Annotated in this window: 15 protein-coding genes; 5 read left to right on the top strand and 10 right to left on the bottom strand. The window is 57.9% G+C overall.

The window, feature by feature from the left end; all coding sequences use genetic code 11:
* Positions 1-273: 273 nt before the first annotated feature.
* The 4 genes from ACR0A2_RS04520 to ACR0A2_RS04505 form a co-directional block, all read right to left on the bottom strand.
* Positions 274-1,581, bottom strand: coding sequence for an HlyC/CorC family transporter (locus ACR0A2_RS04520; protein WP_171639634.1), 1,308 nt, complete (start codon positions 1,579-1,581; stop codon positions 274-276).
* A 63-nt stretch (positions 1,582-1,644) separates the two neighbouring features.
* On the bottom strand, positions 1,645-2,601 hold the full coding sequence (locus ACR0A2_RS04515; RefSeq protein ID WP_480834176.1) for a site-specific tyrosine recombinase XerD: 957 nt from the start codon (positions 2,599-2,601) through the stop codon (positions 1,645-1,647).
* 2 nt (positions 2,602-2,603) lie between these two features.
* Positions 2,604-4,124 carry a hypothetical protein gene (locus ACR0A2_RS04510; protein ID WP_224855463.1) on the bottom strand — a complete coding sequence of 507 codons (1,521 nt, stop codon included), beginning with the start codon at positions 4,122-4,124 and terminating at the stop codon, positions 2,604-2,606.
* Entirely contained in the window at positions 4,114-4,263 is a 150-nt protein-coding gene (locus tag ACR0A2_RS04505; protein ID WP_171168466.1) for a hypothetical protein, read from the bottom strand. Before ACR0A2_RS04505 ends, ACR0A2_RS04510 begins: the two co-directional genes overlap by 11 nt.
* 79 nt (positions 4,264-4,342) lie before the next feature.
* On the opposite strand from ACR0A2_RS04505, the gene ACR0A2_RS04500 reads away from it, so the two are divergent.
* Positions 4,343-4,930: a shikimate kinase gene (locus ACR0A2_RS04500; protein WP_480834175.1), complete on the top strand. Its 588-nt coding sequence runs from the start codon at positions 4,343-4,345 to the stop codon at positions 4,928-4,930.
* The gene (gene aroB / locus ACR0A2_RS04495) at positions 4,931-6,043 is read left to right on the top strand and encodes a 3-dehydroquinate synthase (RefSeq protein ID WP_480834173.1); all 1,113 of its coding nucleotides are present in this window, start codon (positions 4,931-4,933) and stop codon (positions 6,041-6,043) included.
* Between the two features lie 9 nt (positions 6,044-6,052).
* Here aroB and ACR0A2_RS04490 read toward each other — a convergent pair whose 3' ends face one another.
* Both ACR0A2_RS04490 and ssb read right to left on the bottom strand, forming a co-directional pair.
* Positions 6,053-7,123, bottom strand: a complete 1,071-nt coding sequence (locus ACR0A2_RS04490) for a site-2 protease family protein (protein ID WP_480834172.1) — start codon at positions 7,121-7,123, stop codon at positions 6,053-6,055.
* A gap of 18 nt (positions 7,124-7,141) precedes the next feature.
* The gene (gene ssb, locus ACR0A2_RS04485) at positions 7,142-7,630 is read right to left on the bottom strand and encodes a single-stranded DNA-binding protein (protein WP_152457764.1); all 489 of its coding nucleotides are present in this window, start codon (positions 7,628-7,630) and stop codon (positions 7,142-7,144) included.
* 202 nt (positions 7,631-7,832) lie between these two features.
* Here ssb and ACR0A2_RS04480 point away from each other — a divergent pair, with 202 nt between their 5' ends.
* The 3 genes from ACR0A2_RS04480 (at position 7,833) to ACR0A2_RS04470 (ending at position 10,588) form a co-directional block, all read left to right on the top strand.
* Positions 7,833-8,411 (top strand): lytic transglycosylase domain-containing protein, encoded by a 579-nt coding sequence (locus tag ACR0A2_RS04480; RefSeq protein ID WP_152457765.1) that lies wholly within the window; start codon positions 7,833-7,835, stop codon positions 8,409-8,411.
* A 97-nt stretch (positions 8,412-8,508) separates the two neighbouring features.
* Positions 8,509-9,471: a LuxR C-terminal-related transcriptional regulator gene (locus tag ACR0A2_RS04475; protein ID WP_480834171.1), complete on the top strand. Its 963-nt coding sequence runs from the start codon at positions 8,509-8,511 to the stop codon at positions 9,469-9,471.
* 130 nt (positions 9,472-9,601) lie between these two features.
* Positions 9,602-10,588, top strand: a complete 987-nt coding sequence (locus ACR0A2_RS04470; protein WP_480834170.1) for an MBL fold metallo-hydrolase — start codon at positions 9,602-9,604, stop codon at positions 10,586-10,588.
* A 120-nt stretch (positions 10,589-10,708) separates the two neighbouring features.
* On the opposite strand, the gene ACR0A2_RS04465 is transcribed toward ACR0A2_RS04470, so the two are convergent.
* The 4 genes from ACR0A2_RS04465 to ACR0A2_RS04450 form a co-directional block, all read right to left on the bottom strand.
* Positions 10,709-12,796, bottom strand: a complete 2,088-nt coding sequence (locus ACR0A2_RS04465; protein WP_152457768.1) for a dipeptide ABC transporter ATP-binding protein — start codon at positions 12,794-12,796, stop codon at positions 10,709-10,711.
* A 93-nt stretch (positions 12,797-12,889) separates the two neighbouring features.
* The gene (locus ACR0A2_RS04460; protein ID WP_152457769.1) at positions 12,890-14,353 is read right to left on the bottom strand and encodes an ABC transporter permease; all 1,464 of its coding nucleotides are present in this window, start codon (positions 14,351-14,353) and stop codon (positions 12,890-12,892) included.
* A 13-nt stretch (positions 14,354-14,366) separates the two neighbouring features.
* Positions 14,367-15,413 carry an ABC transporter permease gene (locus tag ACR0A2_RS04455; protein ID WP_152457770.1) on the bottom strand — a complete coding sequence of 349 codons (1,047 nt, stop codon included), beginning with the start codon at positions 15,411-15,413 and terminating at the stop codon, positions 14,367-14,369.
* 136 nt (positions 15,414-15,549) lie between these two features.
* On the bottom strand, positions 15,550-17,214 hold the full coding sequence (locus ACR0A2_RS04450) for an ABC transporter substrate-binding protein (RefSeq protein ID WP_171639628.1): 1,665 nt from the start codon (positions 17,212-17,214) through the stop codon (positions 15,550-15,552).
* Positions 17,215-17,426: the final 212 nt, after the last annotated feature.

Here is a 17,426-nt window from a genome sequence, read left to right as displayed (position 1 = left end):
AAAACCTGTAACCGAGGGCAAACAAACAGGCTGCCTGCGCCTTGTTCAGCACGACATCGCCCAGTGGTTTTTCGGCCAGGAAGGCCGCTTTTTCACTGTACTGCACGGCTGAACCCAAGCCGGAGTGATCAAACTGGCCGTCGTGCCCAGCTCCGTGCTTGGGCCGGACGTTGCGATGATCGGAATATCCGCGCCCGGTTCAGCGTAATTGGGTCGTTCAGTTGACGACAGGCACTCGGGCAGCGCGCGGAACATCTAAGTATAACGCAGGCGCTAGAGGGGGCGCACTTTCAGTCCGGTGATACGGTTGCCTTCACGCGCCGTGACCTCGAACCGGAAACCGTGGAACGAAAACACCTGACCGACGTCAGGGATCATCTGGGCCTCGTGAATCACCAGACCGGCCAGCGTGTTCGCCTCGTCATCCGGCAGAGACCAGTCCAGCGCCCTGTTGGCATCCCGGATCGTCATGGAACCTTCAACCAGATACTGGCCATCTTCGGTGCGTGTTACCGGGACCTCTTCGTCTATGTCGAACTCATCGGCGATCTCGCCCACGATTTCTTCAAGAATATCTTCAAGCGTGATCAGGCCTCGCAGTGACCCATATTCATCCACAACCAATGCAAAATGGCTGTGCATCCGCAGGAATTCCCGCATCTGGTCGTCCAGCGTCGTGGTTTCGGGCACAAAGTAAGGGTCGTTTGCCACCTTTCCGATGTCAAAGCTTGCCAAACGGTCGGTCCCGCCGTCGCTGCTGCCTGCCTGCGCATACATGGCGCGAAAGAGGTCCTTGGCGTGGACAACACCCACGATGTTTTCCGGCTCGTCCCGGAACACAGGCAGACGGGTGTGGGGGCTTTGCAGACATTGTTTCAGGATTTCCTCGGGGGCGGCATTGGCGTCGATCATCTCGATATTCGATCGGTGCAGCATGATCTCTTCCACCGTCCGGTCGCCCAGATCCAGCGCACCCAAGATGCGGTCGCGGTCTTCCTTTTCGACCACGCCTTCGGAATGACCAAGTTGCAAGGCGCCGGCAATCTCTTCGCGCACAGCCAGAATGTTGCTGTCGGGATCGATCTGCACGCCGAACAGACGCAACACACCGCGCACCAGCAGCCGCACCGCGGCCACAATGGGTGAAAACACCGTCACGACGACGCTGATGATCGGCGCGACAGCCGCCGCGGCCTTTTCGGAATTGGTGATGGCGTAGGTCTTGGGCAGCACTTCGGCAAAGATCAGCACCAGCAAAGTCATGACCAGGGTCGCCAACGCCACGCCGCTTTCGCCGAACAAACGGGTGAACAAGGCCGTCGCCAGCGAGGCCGCCAGGATGTTGACAAGGTTGTTGCCCAGAAGAACCGAGCCGATCAGGCGTTCATTGTCATCGGTGATTTCCAGCGCCTTTTTTGCGCCCCGTGATCCTTTGTCGGCCTGCGCCCGCAGTTTTCCGCGAGAAGAGGCTGTAAGCGCCGTTTCCGAACCCGAGAAAAAGCCGGACAAAACGAGCAACAAGAGGATCGCGCCTGACGTAAACCAGAATGCGCTGTCGATCAGAGAAGATGAGGGTTCCATTGGTCCTTGTTGGGTTAGGGTGACGCATCCGTTATGGGGATGCCGCGCTGCTGGATCAAGGGCTTAGCCCCGGTCTTCGTCAGGGTCTTTGCTCAGCGGGTGGTGTTGCAACACCAGTTCCGACAGCCGTTCATCCAGAACATGAGTATAAATCTCGGTCGTTGCAACGTCGGCGTGACCCAACAAGGTCTGGATCGAACGCAGATCAGCGCCGTTGGCCAGCAGATGCGTGGCAAAGGCGTGGCGCAGGGTGTGCGGGGTGACTTTCTCGGGCGAAACGCCACCCTGAACGGCCAGTTCCTTGACCAGCAGAAAGAACCTGTGCCGCGTCAGGTGCCCGGACTTGCCGCGCGACGGGAACAGAAAGCGGGATCTTTGACCGCCTTTCTCGACGGTCCGGTCTTCGGCTTCGTCCCGTACGGTCAACCAGGCGGCCAAAGCATCCCGCGCCGGTGGGGACAGGGGCACCATGCGTTCCTTGCCGCCTTTGCCCATCACCAGCAATATACGCGGATCGCCACGGGCCGAGGAAACGGGCAGGGAAACAAGCTCGGTCACACGCATCCCGGTGGCGTAGAGAACTTCCATCAAACAGGTATTGCGTATGCGATCAGCCTTGCTGCGCCCGGTTCGTCGGGCGGCTGCCAGAAGACGGTCGACTTCGGGTACGTCCAGCGTTTTGGGCAGTCGTTTCTGCCGCCCCGGACCTTTGATCTGGATGGCGGGGTTCGTCTCGCTCCAGCCTTCCTCGAACGCAAAGCGGTACAGCTGTTTTATCGCCGACAATCGCCGCGCGCGGGTGGAACGCGACAGGCCCTGTGCCTGGCAGTCGATCAGATAGGCCTCGATCTGATCACGATCTGCCTGATCGAATCCGGATCCCCTGTGCTGCAACCAGGATGCAAAGTCTTTCAGATCGCGCCCATAGGCCAGCAAGGTATTTGTCGCCGCGCCAAGTTCCGCTGCCTGGGCCTGTAGAAAGGTCGAAATCCATAGCTCATTTGTCGCCGGAATAGCCATCTTCAACGCTCTTGCAGGATCAACAGGCTCAGCGCTGCGCGCCGCGCGGTGTCTTCCAGGCCCACGCGTCGGAAGGTTGCGATTGCTGCGGTCAGATCCACAAGATTGCCCCGTGCACCATGCGCAAACAGCTGCATGGCTTCCAGTATGGCTTCACCAAGCTGACCGTTGTCCAGTAAGGCGTCAATGTCGTTGGGTACGGGTGCCGCCCATGCAAACCCCTGAGAAACCGCGTCGGCCAACGGAGAAGGAGAAACCGCCCGCCCCGGATCACCCTGCGCCAGCGCCGCAAGAAACAGGGTATCGATCGAGTTGTCCGGTGCTGATTGCGCAGCCTGTTCGTACAGGCCAGACAGCATCAGAATGCGCCAGCGCAGGTTTTCAGTCGCCGGCACCGACAGCGAAACCTTCGACAGACGCTCGGCGAACAATTCGGCGAAGGGCACTTCAAGCCCGACGCTGCGCATCTGCTGCCAGACCGGTGGCAGCGTTTTTCCGATGGCTTCAGCGTTTCGCGTATCCAACGCGCTTTCAAATCGTTGGATGGCCGCGACCCGGTCCCAAACTGCGCCGGACGCTGCCGGGGACCTTTCGGTATAAAGTCCAAGCAATTGATTGGGCGTCAAAGCGCCAATGCGTGTAAGCCGTTCGGCGGCTTCGATCTGCGCTTTCCATCCGGCCACATCCCGAAGATCCGCGTTGGCGAAAGCGCGTGGCAACGAGGCGGAAGGAAGCCGTTCTCCGATCGCTTCGAACAGTCGGAAACTCAATGGATCCGGATTTTCAGGTTGGGGCAGATAAGCCGCGCCTTCATAGAGTTCAGGGCTTAGAAAACGATCCAGAACCGCCAGCTCTTCCGGCGGCAGGATGTCCAGGGCATGCGCTGCCTCAAGCGTCAACGCTGCCGATGCCCAATCTCCGCGTCGGGCTTTGCAGAACACTTGCGCGGCGTAATCCTTTGACAGATGCGGTTCGGCGATAAGGGCGGTGCAGCTGCGATCCTCATCACCGGTCAGCAGTGTTGCGTCAAACCAGCGCTGAAATCGATCCTGTGTATCGGTCGGCCCGGCCAGTTGAACCAGTGATTGCACGGGATCAGCCGCGCCCAGTTGCATCAGACGGTCCAGCCGCGCCAGCAGCATAATCTCTTGCGCATCAGGGCCCGCCGGTGCCCGGGTTTCCGACAGAAGCAATGTAAACAACAGGCGTTGCATGGCCGGGTTGTCGCGCACGGGCGTCTTCGCGATCAGCTCCGCCAGCCGGTTCGCATCGCTGCCTTGCCACAAATCCACGGGCAACCCAGTGACGGATGATGCGACCAGGCCCAAAGGTTGCGACAACGCTTCAAGCGGCGTGACCTCAATTTCGGGCAATCCGCCGTTCTGTGCCACCGGCGGTTCCAGCAATACGGTTCCGGGCAGGTTTTCCGGCGGATCCGCAAGCCACTCGATCGCGGATAACGGGGTCTGCGCATGTGCCGATCCCGCCAGAAAGACCGCCAACAGCGCCTGTTTAGTTGACATCCAATACGACCGGTTCGCGGATTTCACTTTGAGGCGCAGAAAAATCCGCGCCAAAGAATGGGCCAACATAGGCGTAGGCGACCAGCCCAATGAATACCAGGCAAAGAACATATATCAGGAATTTGATCAGTCGGCCCATGGCCCCACGCTGCCTCAATTTTTGATTTTGGCCAAGTTATAACTGGCATTTTTCCCAAGATCACGTCATTCACGTTTAAATGAGCGAAATTAAGCATAACACACATTCAACAGACACACAGGGTGGTTTTGATCTGCACAAAACCGTGGTTCTGGTGGGGATGATGGGGGCTGGCAAGACTGCGGTGGGTCGCGCGTTGGCCGCACGTCTGGGTGTTCCGTTTCTGGACAGCGATGCCGAGATCGAATCAGCCGCCAACATGACCATTCCTGAAATCTTTGAGCGTGACGGCGAACCTTTCTTTCGCACCAAGGAATCGCAGGTCATCGGGCGCTTGCTGGATGAACAAAAAGGCATTCTTTCAACGGGTGGGGGGGCGTTTCTCCAGCCGGAAAACCGTCGCATCATCGCCGAAAAGGGCGCTGCCGTCTGGCTGCGTGCGGATCTGAATGTTCTGTGGAACCGTGTGCGCCACAAAGACACCCGTCCTCTGCTGCGCACCGACGATCCCTATACGACGCTGAAATCCCTCTACGAGGCCCGCGTGCCGGTTTATGCTCAGGCGGATCTGACAGTGGATTCGGATGGTGAGACCTCGATCGAAAATATGGTAGGCCGCGTTGTCGACGCTCTGTTGGCGCGCCCTGATGTTTTGGAACTCAAATAAATGCACCAAACAGTACATGTGGACCTGGGTGACCGATCCTATGATGTTGAAATCGGTCCGGATCTTCTGACGCGGGCGGGGGGCTGGATATCACCACTTCTGGCCCGGCCAAAAGTCGCGGTTCTGACGGATGAAAACGTGGCCGGTCTGCATCTTGAGGCACTGCGCGCCGGGCTGAATGCCGCGGGGATCGAGATGACCGCGCTGGCGCTGCCCGCCGGAGAGGCAACCAAAAGCTGGCCGCATTTCGAGCGCGCCGTCGAGTGGCTGCTCGCGGAAAAAGTCGAACGCCGGGATGTCGTCGTGGCCTTGGGGGGCGGCGTCATCGGAGATCTGGCAGGCTTTGCAGCGGCGGTTTTGCGGCGCGGTGTTCGCTTTGTGCAGATTCCAACGTCATTGCTGGCGCAAGTGGACAGCTCGGTCGGTGGAAAGACCGGGATCAACGCACCACAGGGCAAAAACCTGATCGGCGCGTTTCATCAACCCTCGCTGGTTCTTGCGGATACCTCTGTTCTGGGGACCATGACCCAAAGAGACTTCTTGTCGGGCTATGGCGAGGTCGTGAAATACGGATTGCTTGGCGATGCGAAATTCTTTGATTGGCTAGAGGCGCATGGGCCAAGCGTTTCCTCGGGTGACATGGCGGCCCGGGTACACGCGGTGACGCGCTCGGTGCAAATGAAGGCCGACATCGTCGCGCGGGATGAAACCGAACAAGGTGACAGGGCTCTTCTCAATCTGGGGCACACGTTCTGCCACGCCCTGGAGGCCGCGACGGGCTATTCCGACCGCCTTCTGCATGGCGAAGGTGTGGCAATTGGCTGCGCGCTGGCGTTTGAATTGTCGTCGCGCCTGGGTTTGTGTTCGCAAGAGGACCCAAGCCGGGTGCGCGCGCATTTGCGTGCCATGGGGATGAAGACGGATCTGGCCGATATTCCGGGCGAATTGCCAGGCGCCGAGGCGCTGGTGGATCTTATGGGACAGGACAAGAAAGTCGTGGATGGCCAGCTTCGGTTTATTCTGGCGCGTGGGATCGGAGAGGCGTTCGTGACCTCGGATGTGCCGAAAGATGCGGTTCTTTCGGTTCTGTCAGATGCGCTTGCCACGGCTTGACCTGAAGGCCTAGCGCCCCTGAATGACCATCAGTTCACCGATGTTCTCGCGCGTGATGTAACCCATCATGCGACCACCCCGAGTGACCACAGCGATGGCCGGAGCGCCGTTGTGCAAGTGCTCCAGAACGGTCTCGAGCCCGGTGGTAAGCGAAACCGCGGGGACATCGGCATTCATGATCGTGGTGGCAGGTGCCGATCTGGGCTGATCGCCTGCGAGCGCGGCAAACAGTCGATCTCGGGTCACAAAACCAAGCAGAGATTGATCCGTATCCAACACAGGGAACTCGTGCTGCGTAGTGTGGATCACGGCTTGCGCCGCCGTGCTCAACGTATCGTTGGGGGAGAGCGCGTGAAACTCGGTGATCATCGCATCCCGGGCCAGAACCCGGCGTGCCGCGGATCGCAGGGCGACGTCCTGGCTTTCGGCGTTGGCGGCGATGAACACGAACACGGCGATGAGAACCAGAAACGGGTTGCCTGAACTCAGCCCCAAAAATCCCAGACCCACCGCAACGATCTGACCTCCGACCGCAGCCACCCGTGTTGCTTTGACGCGGTCCATGCGCAGGCACAGAAGGGCGCGGAATACGCGCCCTCCGTCCATGGGGAAGGCCGGGATCATGTTGAATACGGCCAGCAGCAGGTTGATGTAGGCCAGCCTGTTCAGAAACCCGATACCCGGTGAATCGATCTGGGAAAGCGTCTCGATCGGCACTCCTGCTCCGAAGGCGACCAGTATGATCCAAATCACGATGTTCACCGCTGGACCTGCAAGTGCCACAAGCACTTCTTGCATCGGTTTTTCCGGCATCCTTTCAAGCCGGGCCAACCCACCGATCGGCAACAGTGTTATGTCTGGGGTCTTGATTCCAAAGCGCCGCGCCATGAGGGCATGACCGAATTCGTGCGCGACCACACAGGCAAACAAGGCCAGAACAAACAACAGGTTGTCTATGGCGGCCGGCAGGCCACCGGCGGAATAGGCGGCAAAGCCTACCCAGGCCAGAAGCAGGAAAAACGTGACATGGACTCTCAGTTCGGACCCGAGCAATCGGCCGAGAGAGAAGGACCATGTCATGTCGTGTCTCCGAATTCTCTAGAACGGAATCTCGTCGTCGTCGATTCCACCCGATGCTGGTGCCGGGGAACTGGACGGACCGCCGTAAGGGTCTCCGTACCCGCTGCCACCGGCTTGGCCGCCGCCGTAACCACCGCCGCTGCCGCCGCCTTCACCGCGGCTGTCGAGCAACGTCAATTCACCGCGGTAGGGGCGCAGAACAACCTCGGTTGTATAACGGTCTTGCCCGGACTGATCCTGCCATTTTCGGGTTTCCAGCTGGCCTTCGATATAAACCTTGCTGCCTTTGCGCAGATATTGCTCAGCAATACGGGCCAGCGGTTCCGAGAAGATGGCGACCGAGTGCCATTCCGTGCGTTCGCGGCGTTCGCCCGTGTTGCGGTCTTTCCAGTTCTCTGACGTGGCAATGCGCAGATTGCAAACCTTTCCGCCGTTCTGGAACGACCGGACCTCGGGGTCGCGGCCAAGATTACCTACCAGAATGACCTTGTTGACTGAACCCGCCATGTAATTCCTCGTTCTGTTTTCGCGTATGTGCGCCGAATCTGGCGCGACTTGTTCGTGAGACCCTATACGGCCTGCATCATGGATGAAAACAGTAGATACAACAGTGTTGGGCAAGAGTCTTACTTTGGTCTTTACCAAGCTTTCATTTTTTGTGGGAATACCTATAATCTGACTGGTTTCTTATCGAGCAGGATAGGCATTGATGCGTTCTTGGGTTGCTGGGTTTTCTGTTGTCTGCCTTGTGCTGGCCGTTTTGCCTGTGCAGGCGCAAACTCTGTCTACCAAAAGCCGCAAGGATATCTTCCTCAAGCAGTCCAAGATTCTGGATTCCCGTGCGGCGACGCAGTATCGCGATTCCGCGCGGTTGAAACCCAAGACATCCCGTGCGCATACCGGCAAACGATATACTGGCAAGTATCGCGGCCAGTATCTGGATCTGGCGAAACAGGCTGCCCGCCTTCACAACATTCCCGAAGACTTGTTCCTGCGCCTTGTTCAGCAGGAAAGCGGATGGAACCCGCATGCGAAGTCTCACAAGGGTGCTCTGGGATTGGCGCAATTGATGCCTCAGACTGCCGAGCTTTTGGGGGTCAACCCGCATGACCCCAAACAGAATCTCGAGGGTGGCGCCAGATACCTGTCCTGGCAGTATCGCAAGTTCAAATCCTGGCCACTGGCATTGGCCGCCTACAATGCCGGCCCCAAAGCGGTGGAAAAGCATGGCGGCATACCGCCATACAAGGAAACCCAGAACTACGTGAAGGTCATCTGGGGCGGATAAACCCGATGCCGCGGCGCAGAACGTCCGGTTCTTGATCAGGCTCAACCAGTCCAACTAATCTGAAAGGGTATCGTCCAGTAACTGGTGAGGCCGCCTCATGCCTGTTGACCACCCTGAGATTCCGCAAGAAACGCTGGCCAACTGGCAGCAACTGGTTGATCTGGTCGCGGAATTGGCGGATGTGCCCGCAAGCCTGATCATGAAAACCGACGCACCGGATCACGCAGTGCTGATCACCTCGGATCATCCCGAAAACCCGTATCCGGTTGGTTTGAGTTTCCAGTTGAATCCCAAACTTTATTGTCAGGGCGTCCTGCAACGGGACGGAGAACTGGTGGTTGAGGATGCAACCTGCGATCCGGTTTGGGCCGACAATGACGATCTGGAACATGGGATGACATTTTACATCGGCCTGCCGCTGAAATGGCCCGATGGATCGGTGTTCGGAACGATTTGTGTTCTGGATCGCAAGCAGAACCGGCGTGCCTTGTTGTTCCGCGAAGGGTTGGCGCAGTTCGCACGCATGGTCGAGTCGGATTTGGCTTTGTTGCAAGAGGTTTACCTGCGCCGCGCGCTGGAAGAGAAGCTCAACGAAACACTGGCGCAGCTTGAAACCCGTGTCGCGGATCGCACCCGTGAATTGCAGGAAACCAACACGGCGCTGCGCGTCCTGCTGTCCAGTCTGGATGACGAACGCAAAAACCGCGATTACGAAATTGTCGAACAGGTGCGCGGCCGAGTTCTGCCCTATCTGGAAAAGGTTCGAACGCAGCTTTCCGGGGGCGAAGCGCAGTATGTCTATCTTGAGCTGGCCGAGAAGAACCTGAACGAGATCACGTCTTCATTATCGGACAAACTGACGGATGCGTTTGCAGCAATGACCCCGACCGAGATCGAGATTGCGCAGATGGTCATGTTTGGAAAAACAACCAAGGACATCGCCAAGGCCCTGTCCCGAGAAACATCGACAATCGATTTTCACCGCAACAACATTCGCCGCAAGCTGGGACTTGAAGGGCGCAGCCAGAACCTGCGCAGTCATTTGCTCTCGATTTCGTGAACACGGAATATCGGGTTTTCCCCCATATTCCGCCCCCATTTTTTCGGTCTGAGCCAAGATGCCTTGGCTTGTTACCTTTGGTTGGGACGTGCGGAAAACCTGTACATGTCCAACAGAGAGGTACACAAAAATGGATCGCAAAGATCTGAAACCAACTATCCTGAACGGCGACAAGGATCATCTGGCGCCGGGGCTGTCTCGCCGGTCGTTCTTTATGGCGGCGGGGGCTGCCGGTGTCGGCGCGACAGCTTCCGTACTGGGCGCAAGACCGGCTCAGGCGCAGTCTCAAGCGTGGCTACAGCCGGGCAACAACAACCACGTGATCGATCTGCAAGGCGCAACGGGTCAGGCCAGCACCGGGACGGTTGGCATCGACTATTATGGTCATTGTGCGATCAAGATCACCTCGCCCAATGGCGCAACAGTGCTGTTTGATCCCTGGCGCGATGATCCGTCGGGCGCATGGGGGCTTTGGTTCCGCAACGAATTCCCGCAAATCCCGGTGGATATCACCCTGTCGACCCATGCCCATTTTGATCACGATGCGATTGAACGCCCAAGTTCGACCATGGTGCTGGACCGCATGGTGGGCAATTTCGAGTTTGCTGACATCAAGATCACCGGTTTTGCCGACAAGCACGCCTGTGTCGCGCCGGGATGGTATGACTGGACCAATGCGCTGGCCGAGTTCGGTGTGGAAGCCTGCCCGCCGAACAACGTGGGCCACATGGATATGGTCGTCTATCTGGTCGAGACCGGCGGCATTCGAACGCTGATCTGGGGCGACAACCGCCACAACCCGCCACAGGAGTTCTGGGACACGATCGGACGGGTGGATGTTCTGACGTTGCCGGTTGATGGCTCGGAACATATCCTCAGCTTCGATCAGGGCAACGACATCGTATCTAAGCTCAAGCCCAAGGTGATCATCCCCACACACTACCTGAATGATGTCACATCCTACACACTGACCACTCTGCAATCCGCCGACGACTGGGTGAAGGGGCAGCAGAGCTACAAGATGCTTGACAGTGCCAGCCTTCAGCTTGAAGCCGGTGACATTGCCGGAATGAACCAGGAATTCATGCATTTTGGCAACAACGTCATGACCGGCTGACGAATTCCCGGGGTCGCCACTCACGCCACTCTCAAGCGCCGCCTGTCTCCCCAAGAAACCACGGCGCCAAAAGAAAGGGCCGGTCCCTGACCGGCCCTTTCTCAAGGTTCAGAAACGGGTTTACTCCGCCGCGACTTTGATCACCGGCTCCATCCGGGCCAGAATATCTTCGGCCAGGTGGCATTTGATCTGGTGCCCATCCGCCAGCGTCTGCACCGGCGGCACATGGGATTCGCACCGACCGTCAGGCACCTCGGATTTCCATCGGCAACGCGTCTGGAACGGACAGCCTGGTGGCGGGTTCATGGCCGAGGGAATATCGCCTTCCAGAACGATATGCTGCTTTTCGATCGAGGTATCCGCAATCGGAACCGCGCTCAGCAGCGCCTCGGTATAGGGGTGATAGGGCGGGGCAAAGACCTGATCCGTGGTGCCCAACTCCACAACATGGCCCAGATACATCACCATAACCCGGTCACTGAGGTAACGCACGATGGACAGATCGTGGCTGATGAACAGCAGCGTGGTCTTGTGCTGTCGCTGTATCTCCATCAACAGATCCGTCACGGCAGCCTGAACCGACACATCCAGCGCCGAGACGGGTTCGTCCGCCACAACGATACGCGCATCGCCGGCAAAGGCGCGCGCGATACCCACGCGCTGTTTCTGCCCGCCGGACAGCTGTCGCGGCATCCTGTCTGCAAAGGCGCGCGGCAGCTTCACCAGATCAAGCAGTTCCAGCATCCGCTTCTTTCGCTCGGCTTCAGAGTTTCCGACACCAAAGATTTCAAGCGCCCGGATGATCTGACGGCCAACGGTCATCGACGGATTCAGCGTGTCGAACGGGTTCTGGAAAACCATCTGAACTTCGCCGATCGTCTTGGCATCGCGTTCTTCGATGGGCACCTGTTCGATGTTGCGGTTGTCCAGCAGGATCTGCCCGTCTGTGGCCGTCTCCAACCCCATAAGGACCTTGGCGAAGGTGGACTTGCCGCAGCCGGATTCCCCCACGATGGCCAGTGTCTCGGATTCGTGCGCCTCGAAGCTGAGCGTTTCGTTAGCTTTCACCACCTTCTTCTCACCGCCGCCAAACAAGGCATTTGCCGCAACCTCGTAATATTTCTTGAGGTTGTCCATTTTCAGAACCGTTCGGCCAATCTCACCCTTTTCTTTCTGATCGGCCAGCGCAAGTGGGGCGTTCCAGTCGATTTCCTGGAATTTAAGGCAGCGGGTGTGGTGCCGGTCATTTCCCGGAACGGCCTCCATCAGGATTTCCTTCGCGTCACAGCGCCCCTCTTCGAAATAGTCGCACCGCGGTCCAAAGTTGCAACCCGGAGGCCGCTCGTGGGGCAATGGGAAGTTCCCCGGAATAGCCACCAGCGGACGCGTGTTCTTGTCAGCCCCCGGCAGCGGAATCGAACGGAACAGCGCTTGTGTATAAGGGTGCTGCATCTCGTCGAACACATCCTTGATCGAGCCGCGCTCGACCGCTTCACCCGAATACATCACGCACAGACGGTCGCAGGTTTCTAGAACCAGCCCGAGATTGTGCGAGATGAACAACATCGAGGTGCCGTATTTCTTGCCTAGATCCTTGACCAGTTCGACCACGGCGGCCTCGACGGTCACGTCCAAAGCCGTTGTCGGCTCGTCCAGGATCAACAGCGCCGGTTTCGACATCAGCGCCATCGCAATCACGATTCGCTGCTGCTGACCACCCGACAGTTGGTGCGGAAACGAATTCAACATCCGCTCGGGGTCTGGCAGGCGAACATCCGTCACCACTTCCAGCGCGCGGGAATAAGCCTCTTCCTGACTTACCCCCTCGTGGATCATCGGCACTTCCATCAATTGTTTGCCGATCTTCATCGCCGGATTCAGCGATGCCATCGGTTCCTGATAGATCATCGCGATTTCATTGCCGCGAATGTCGCGCAACTCTTCGGCCGACATCTCTGCCAGATCGCGGCCCTTGAACTTTATCGTGCCTCCGACGATGCGACCGTTCTTGCCAAGATCCTGCATCACGCCCAGTGCCACGGTCGATTTGCCACAACCGGATTCACCAACCAGCCCCACGGCTTCGCCGGGCTCTACGCTGACCGAGAAATCCATCACGGCGGGGATTTCCCGCAGGCGGGTAAAGAATGAGATGGACAGCTTGTCGATCTCCAGGATCGGGCCGTCATAATCCGCCATTTTGCTCATTTTGCTTACTCCTCACCAAATGCGGGGATCCCCTTCATCTGGCCAAAAATATCCCGGGGGGTCCGGGGGGCTGGCCCCCCGGCCTCGATCACATCAGTCCTTCAGGCTTTCCTCGCGAAGTCCGTCAGCCAGCAGGTTCAGACCAAGAACCAGCGACAGCAGGGCAAAGGCAGGAGGAAGGGCAGGGTGCAGGTAGATCGACAGCAGCTTGCGCCCCTCGTTGATCGTGGATCCCCAGTCCGGGCTTTCCGGCGGAAGGCCCAGTCCGAAGAAGCCCAAAGTCCCCAGAAGAATGGTGGTGTAACCGATGCGCAGACAGAAATCGACGATCAGAGGGCCACGGGCGTTGGGCAGGATTTCCCAAAGCATGATGTACCACGGCCCTTCGCCGCGTGTCTGGGCTGCAGCCACGTAATCGCGGGTTTTGATGTCCAGCGCCAAGCCGCGCACGATACGGAAGACCGTGGGCGAGTTGACGAACACCACCGAGACGAACACCACCAGAATACCGCCGGGGATATCGAACAGGTCCAGATAGGTCGGCAGACCCCAGATCCGGTAGGCCTCGGTATTGATGATGTAGCCACCGGTCGAAATCAGCGACAGATACAGCCAGATCGCAACACCCAGAACACCGATAAGCAATGGCGTGCGGAAATTCGGGCGCGTGTAATAGCGCGAATTCAGCAATACGCCGATGAACAGGATCGGGAACACGAACAACACGGCCGCCATGTAGTTCGGCACCCCGGTTGCCACGATTTCCGGCGTCACCAGCAGGTAGAACAGCAGGATCACCGGGAAGGCGAGGATCAGGTTGGCGAGGAAGGACAGGAACGTATCAAAACGGCCCCCATAGTAGCCGGCGGGAAGCCCCAGCGTAATGCCGACCATAAAGGCGAACATCGTTGCCAGCGGTGCAATTTGCACCACAACCCAGGCCCCCTTGACCATCCGGCTGAATACGTCACGCGCCAGATTGTCACCGCCCAGAAGATACCAAGCATACTCGCCGTCCTCCAGATTTGGCAGAGGCGTTCCCGGCACTTTGTTCTTCATGCCAGAGATCTGTGTCAGCGGGTCATGGGTCACGATCAGATCAAGCGCGCCGAAGATGCCGGTAAAGACCCAGAACATCACAAGGCCAAAGCCGATCATTCCGATGGGACTGTCATACAGTTTGCCGTACAACCCCAACCGTCGTTTGAAGGCGATGGACATGGCGAACATGATGATCAGCGCGACCCATACAGGCAGGAATTGCTGGGAAATGGCGCCGATGATCCCTGCGCCAGTGCCCATCAGGATGCCCAGCACCAGATAAGCCACGGCCAATCCCACGCTGGCAAGGAAACTGTAATGCAGCGCAAGCTGGATCAATCCACGGACACCGCCGCCAGAACTGACGGATCCATCCGGATTCACGACAATCTGCTGTTCAGGCAAAAAGATACTGGCGATGATCCAGACCAGGATCGACAGCAAAAGTGCTGCCAGTGCGATCATCAGAAGCGGGTTCAGGAAGGCGATAGAGCCGGTCCAGGTTAGTGGTTCCATAATCTCACCCTCCTTATGAAATGCGAATGCGCGGGTTGAGGTAAACGTAGCCGATATCCGAGATCAGCTGCGTTATCAGAACCACGAAGACCGACACGACCGAGATCGCCAGCAGAAGCTGGATGTCGTTGTTGCCAGCGGCCTGAACCAGCGCCCAGCCGAAACCCTTGTAGTTGAACAGGGTTTCAACAATCACCACGCCGTTCAGCAGCCATGGGAACTGCAGCATGATAACCGTGAACGGCGCGATCAACGCGTTGCGCAAAGCGTGTTTCATGACGATGTTCGGGAACGAGACACCCTTCAGCCGTGCGGTCCGGATGTATTGCGCCGTCATCACTTCGGTCATCGAAGCGCGGGTCATCCGGGCGATATAGCCCATACCGTACAGCGCAATGGTGAGAACCGGCAGGAAGAAGTTCTCGAATGTCGGGTTCTCCATCGCTTGCGTCGCGGTTCCCTTGAACCATTTCAGCCCCACGGTGGACGAGGTGAAGATCGCGATGAAGATAACGCCCGATACGTATTCCGGTGTCGCTGTCGTGATGATTGAGAAGGTCGACAATGATCGATCCAGGGCTGATCCCTCTCGCATCCCGGCCAGTACACCAACGATCAGTGCAGATGGCACCATCAGGACCAAAACCCAGAACATCAGGTAACCTGTATTGCCCAAGCGCTTGCCAACGATGGTTCCGACTTCTTCCTTGAAAACGGTTGAGTATCCCCAATCGCCCTGAAGAACACCACAATATCTTGCCGTGTCCTCTGCCGTCGAACCGGGTCTTGTGCAGGTTCCCACGAACTGGCCATCTTCCAGGGTATTCTGGAACCCGGGCATCACGCCCAACCATTGGCCGTATTTAACGAGTGTCGGCTGCAAGTAGCCGCGGTTTTCCAACCAGGCTTCGACCTGCTCATCCGACATACGCTGGTTGCCCTGCGTTTTCGCCAGCTTTTCAAGGTTCGGGTATAGGTTGGTCAGGAAAAAGACGACGAATGTCAGACATAATGCCGTAAGCAGCATCACCCCGAACCGTCGTAGGATGAATAGTCCCATGTTGGCCCCTGTTGTTCAGGTATTCCGCAGATCATTGGACCATTTTCTGGCCTCGGACGTCCGACCCCGCGTCGGCAAGTCTGCGGCTGGAAAGGGGCGCCCGTGTCAGGCGCCCCTCGGGTGTGGATAGCAGCGACTAGGCAGCCCAGCCCCACTTGTAGTGATGGTGTTCGAAGGTCACATGCATGTCGGTTCCAACAAGACCCTCTTTCATGTGGCGATAGAGCGAGCGCCAATAGGGCTGAATAGTAACCCCATCTTCCTGAAGCAGTGCTTCGCCACGCGCCATGACTTCGCGACGCTTGTCCGCGTCGGCAATGGCCAGCGCCTCTTCCAGAATGGCGTCAAACTCTGGGCTCGCATAGCCGAACTCGTTCCAGGCTTCGCCCGTACGATAAGCAAGCGCCCAAATCTGAACACCCAACGGACGCGGGTTCCAGTTGGTCGAGCTGAACGGGTACTTGGCCCAGTCGTTCCAGAAGGTATTGCCCGGCAGAACGGTCCGCTTGACCTTGATCCCGGCATCGCGCAGTTGCGCGGCAACGGCATCTGTGGTGTTGCGACGCCAGTCATCGTCGATCGAGATGATCTCGTGCTCGAAATCACCGAAACCGGCTTCGTCCATCAACGCCTTGGCCGCTGCGGGATCAACCTTTTGCGGCGGAAGCTCGGCATATTCCGGATGCAGCGGCGCCACGTGATGGTTTTCCGCCGGCGCTCCGCGACCGCCATAGCCCAGTTCCAGACAAACTGAATTGTCTACGGCCATCTGAAGGGCCTGCCGGACACGTTTGTCCGCATAAGGCTTTTGCCCGTCGATCTCGGCCAGTTGGTTGGGACGAATAACGATGGTCGCGGCGGTCACCACTTCTGACTTCACATAGCCAAGCCCGTCCATCACGTCGATGAATTCACCCACCGATTCATACAGCATGTCGACTTCGTCGGATTCCAGCGCCGCCAACCAGGCAGAAGGGTCGGTTCCGTAGTCGATGTACTCGATACGATCCAGGGCAGGGCGGCCATACACTTCTTCACCCCACCAGTTGTGATCCGGGTTGCGAACCAAAACGGCTTTAACGCCAACCTCAAGTTCGTCCATCAGATAGGGGCCGGTTCCCACATTGTTCAGCAGGTCAGTCTCGCTGAACGAGCTGTGAACAATCGCGCCGGGATAGTCGGCCATGCCCGGAATAAGAGTGATATCCGGCTTTGGCAGGTTCAGTTTGACCGTGGTTGCGTCGACGACTTCGATGACACCCTCACCGGCCTGACCGGTATCCGCGTCGATCAAGGTTGCAAAGCGGCCCGCCATCGAGTTGGTTTCCGAGCTCTTGTCACACCAGCGCGCGATGTTGCGGGCAACGTCGTCAGCCGTGAAATCGTCGCCATTGTTCCACTTGACGCCCGGACGGACATTCAGAGTGTAAACGGTCGCGTCGTCGTTGACTTCCCAGCTTTCCAGCAGCATGCCACGGAACGATCCGTCCGAGTTGTACTCGACCAGATATTCCAGCGTGCCGCGCGTCACGTTTGCGATCTGCGACCAGTCATAGGTTCTGGGATCTTTGAGGGCGCGGACTTCTTGCTGCACACGCAGCGTGCCGCCTTCCTGCTTTGCTGTTTCGGCCAAAGCAGGTGTCGGCAATCCGATCATGCCATAGGCCGCTGCGGCAGTAACCCCAAGACTGGTTGCGCGTGTCATGAATTCCCTTCGGCTTAGCTTGCCGTCGCGGTATTCCTGAGCGTGCATCGCTGCCGCCCAGTGCACCTTGTCTTCGGTGGATACGGTATTCGTCATGGATGTCTCCCTGTGACACTGATTTTGTTGATTGATTATGGCTCTACGCGACCCGGTTTCTTTCGGTCGCCAGAGTGAAGGATTTTGTTTTTTGGACTCTGTTCATCCCCATGTCGTTATTCGGCACCAGATTTCAGATAAGGTCAATGTTCGAAATCGTCATAAGTAGTACAAAAACGACATTCGCGATCAGTTGAAGTCGTGGAAAAGCA

This window comes from Ruegeria sp. H8 (assembly GCF_056532905.1).
Note: the sequence above shows the minus strand (reverse complement) of the source record. Positions and strands in the feature narration are given on the sequence as shown.

Coding starts and splice junctions, on each gene's coding strand:
- ACR0A2_RS04465 (WP_152457768.1), bottom strand. CDS start 12,796: ATGAGCAAAATGGCGGATTATGACGGCCCGATCCTGGAGATCGACAAG.
- ssb (WP_152457764.1), bottom strand. CDS start 7,630: ATGGCGGGTTCAGTCAACAAGGTCATTCTGGTAGGTAATCTTGGCCGC.
- ACR0A2_RS04510 (WP_224855463.1), bottom strand. CDS start 4,124: ATGTCAACTAAACAGGCGCTGTTGGCGGTCTTTCTGGCGGGATCGGCA.
- ACR0A2_RS04500 (WP_480834175.1), top strand. CDS start 4,343: ATGAGCGAAATTAAGCATAACACACATTCAACAGACACACAGGGTGGT.
- ACR0A2_RS04515 (WP_480834176.1), bottom strand. CDS start 2,601: ATGGCTATTCCGGCGACAAATGAGCTATGGATTTCGACCTTTCTACAG.
- ACR0A2_RS04480 (WP_152457765.1), top strand. CDS start 7,833: ATGCGTTCTTGGGTTGCTGGGTTTTCTGTTGTCTGCCTTGTGCTGGCC.
- ACR0A2_RS04520 (WP_171639634.1), bottom strand. CDS start 1,581: ATGGAACCCTCATCTTCTCTGATCGACAGCGCATTCTGGTTTACGTCA.
- aroB (WP_480834173.1), top strand. CDS start 4,931: ATGCACCAAACAGTACATGTGGACCTGGGTGACCGATCCTATGATGTT.
- ACR0A2_RS04460 (WP_152457769.1), bottom strand. CDS start 14,353: ATGGAACCACTAACCTGGACCGGCTCTATCGCCTTCCTGAACCCGCTT.
- ACR0A2_RS04450 (WP_171639628.1), bottom strand. CDS start 17,214: ATGACGAATACCGTATCCACCGAAGACAAGGTGCACTGGGCGGCAGCG.
- ACR0A2_RS04490 (WP_480834172.1), bottom strand. CDS start 7,123: ATGACATGGTCCTTCTCTCTCGGCCGATTGCTCGGGTCCGAACTGAGA.
- ACR0A2_RS04475 (WP_480834171.1), top strand. CDS start 8,509: ATGCCTGTTGACCACCCTGAGATTCCGCAAGAAACGCTGGCCAACTGG.
- ACR0A2_RS04455 (WP_152457770.1), bottom strand. CDS start 15,413: ATGGGACTATTCATCCTACGACGGTTCGGGGTGATGCTGCTTACGGCA.
- ACR0A2_RS04470 (WP_480834170.1), top strand. CDS start 9,602: ATGGATCGCAAAGATCTGAAACCAACTATCCTGAACGGCGACAAGGAT.
- ACR0A2_RS04505 (WP_171168466.1), bottom strand. CDS start 4,263: ATGGGCCGACTGATCAAATTCCTGATATATGTTCTTTGCCTGGTATTC.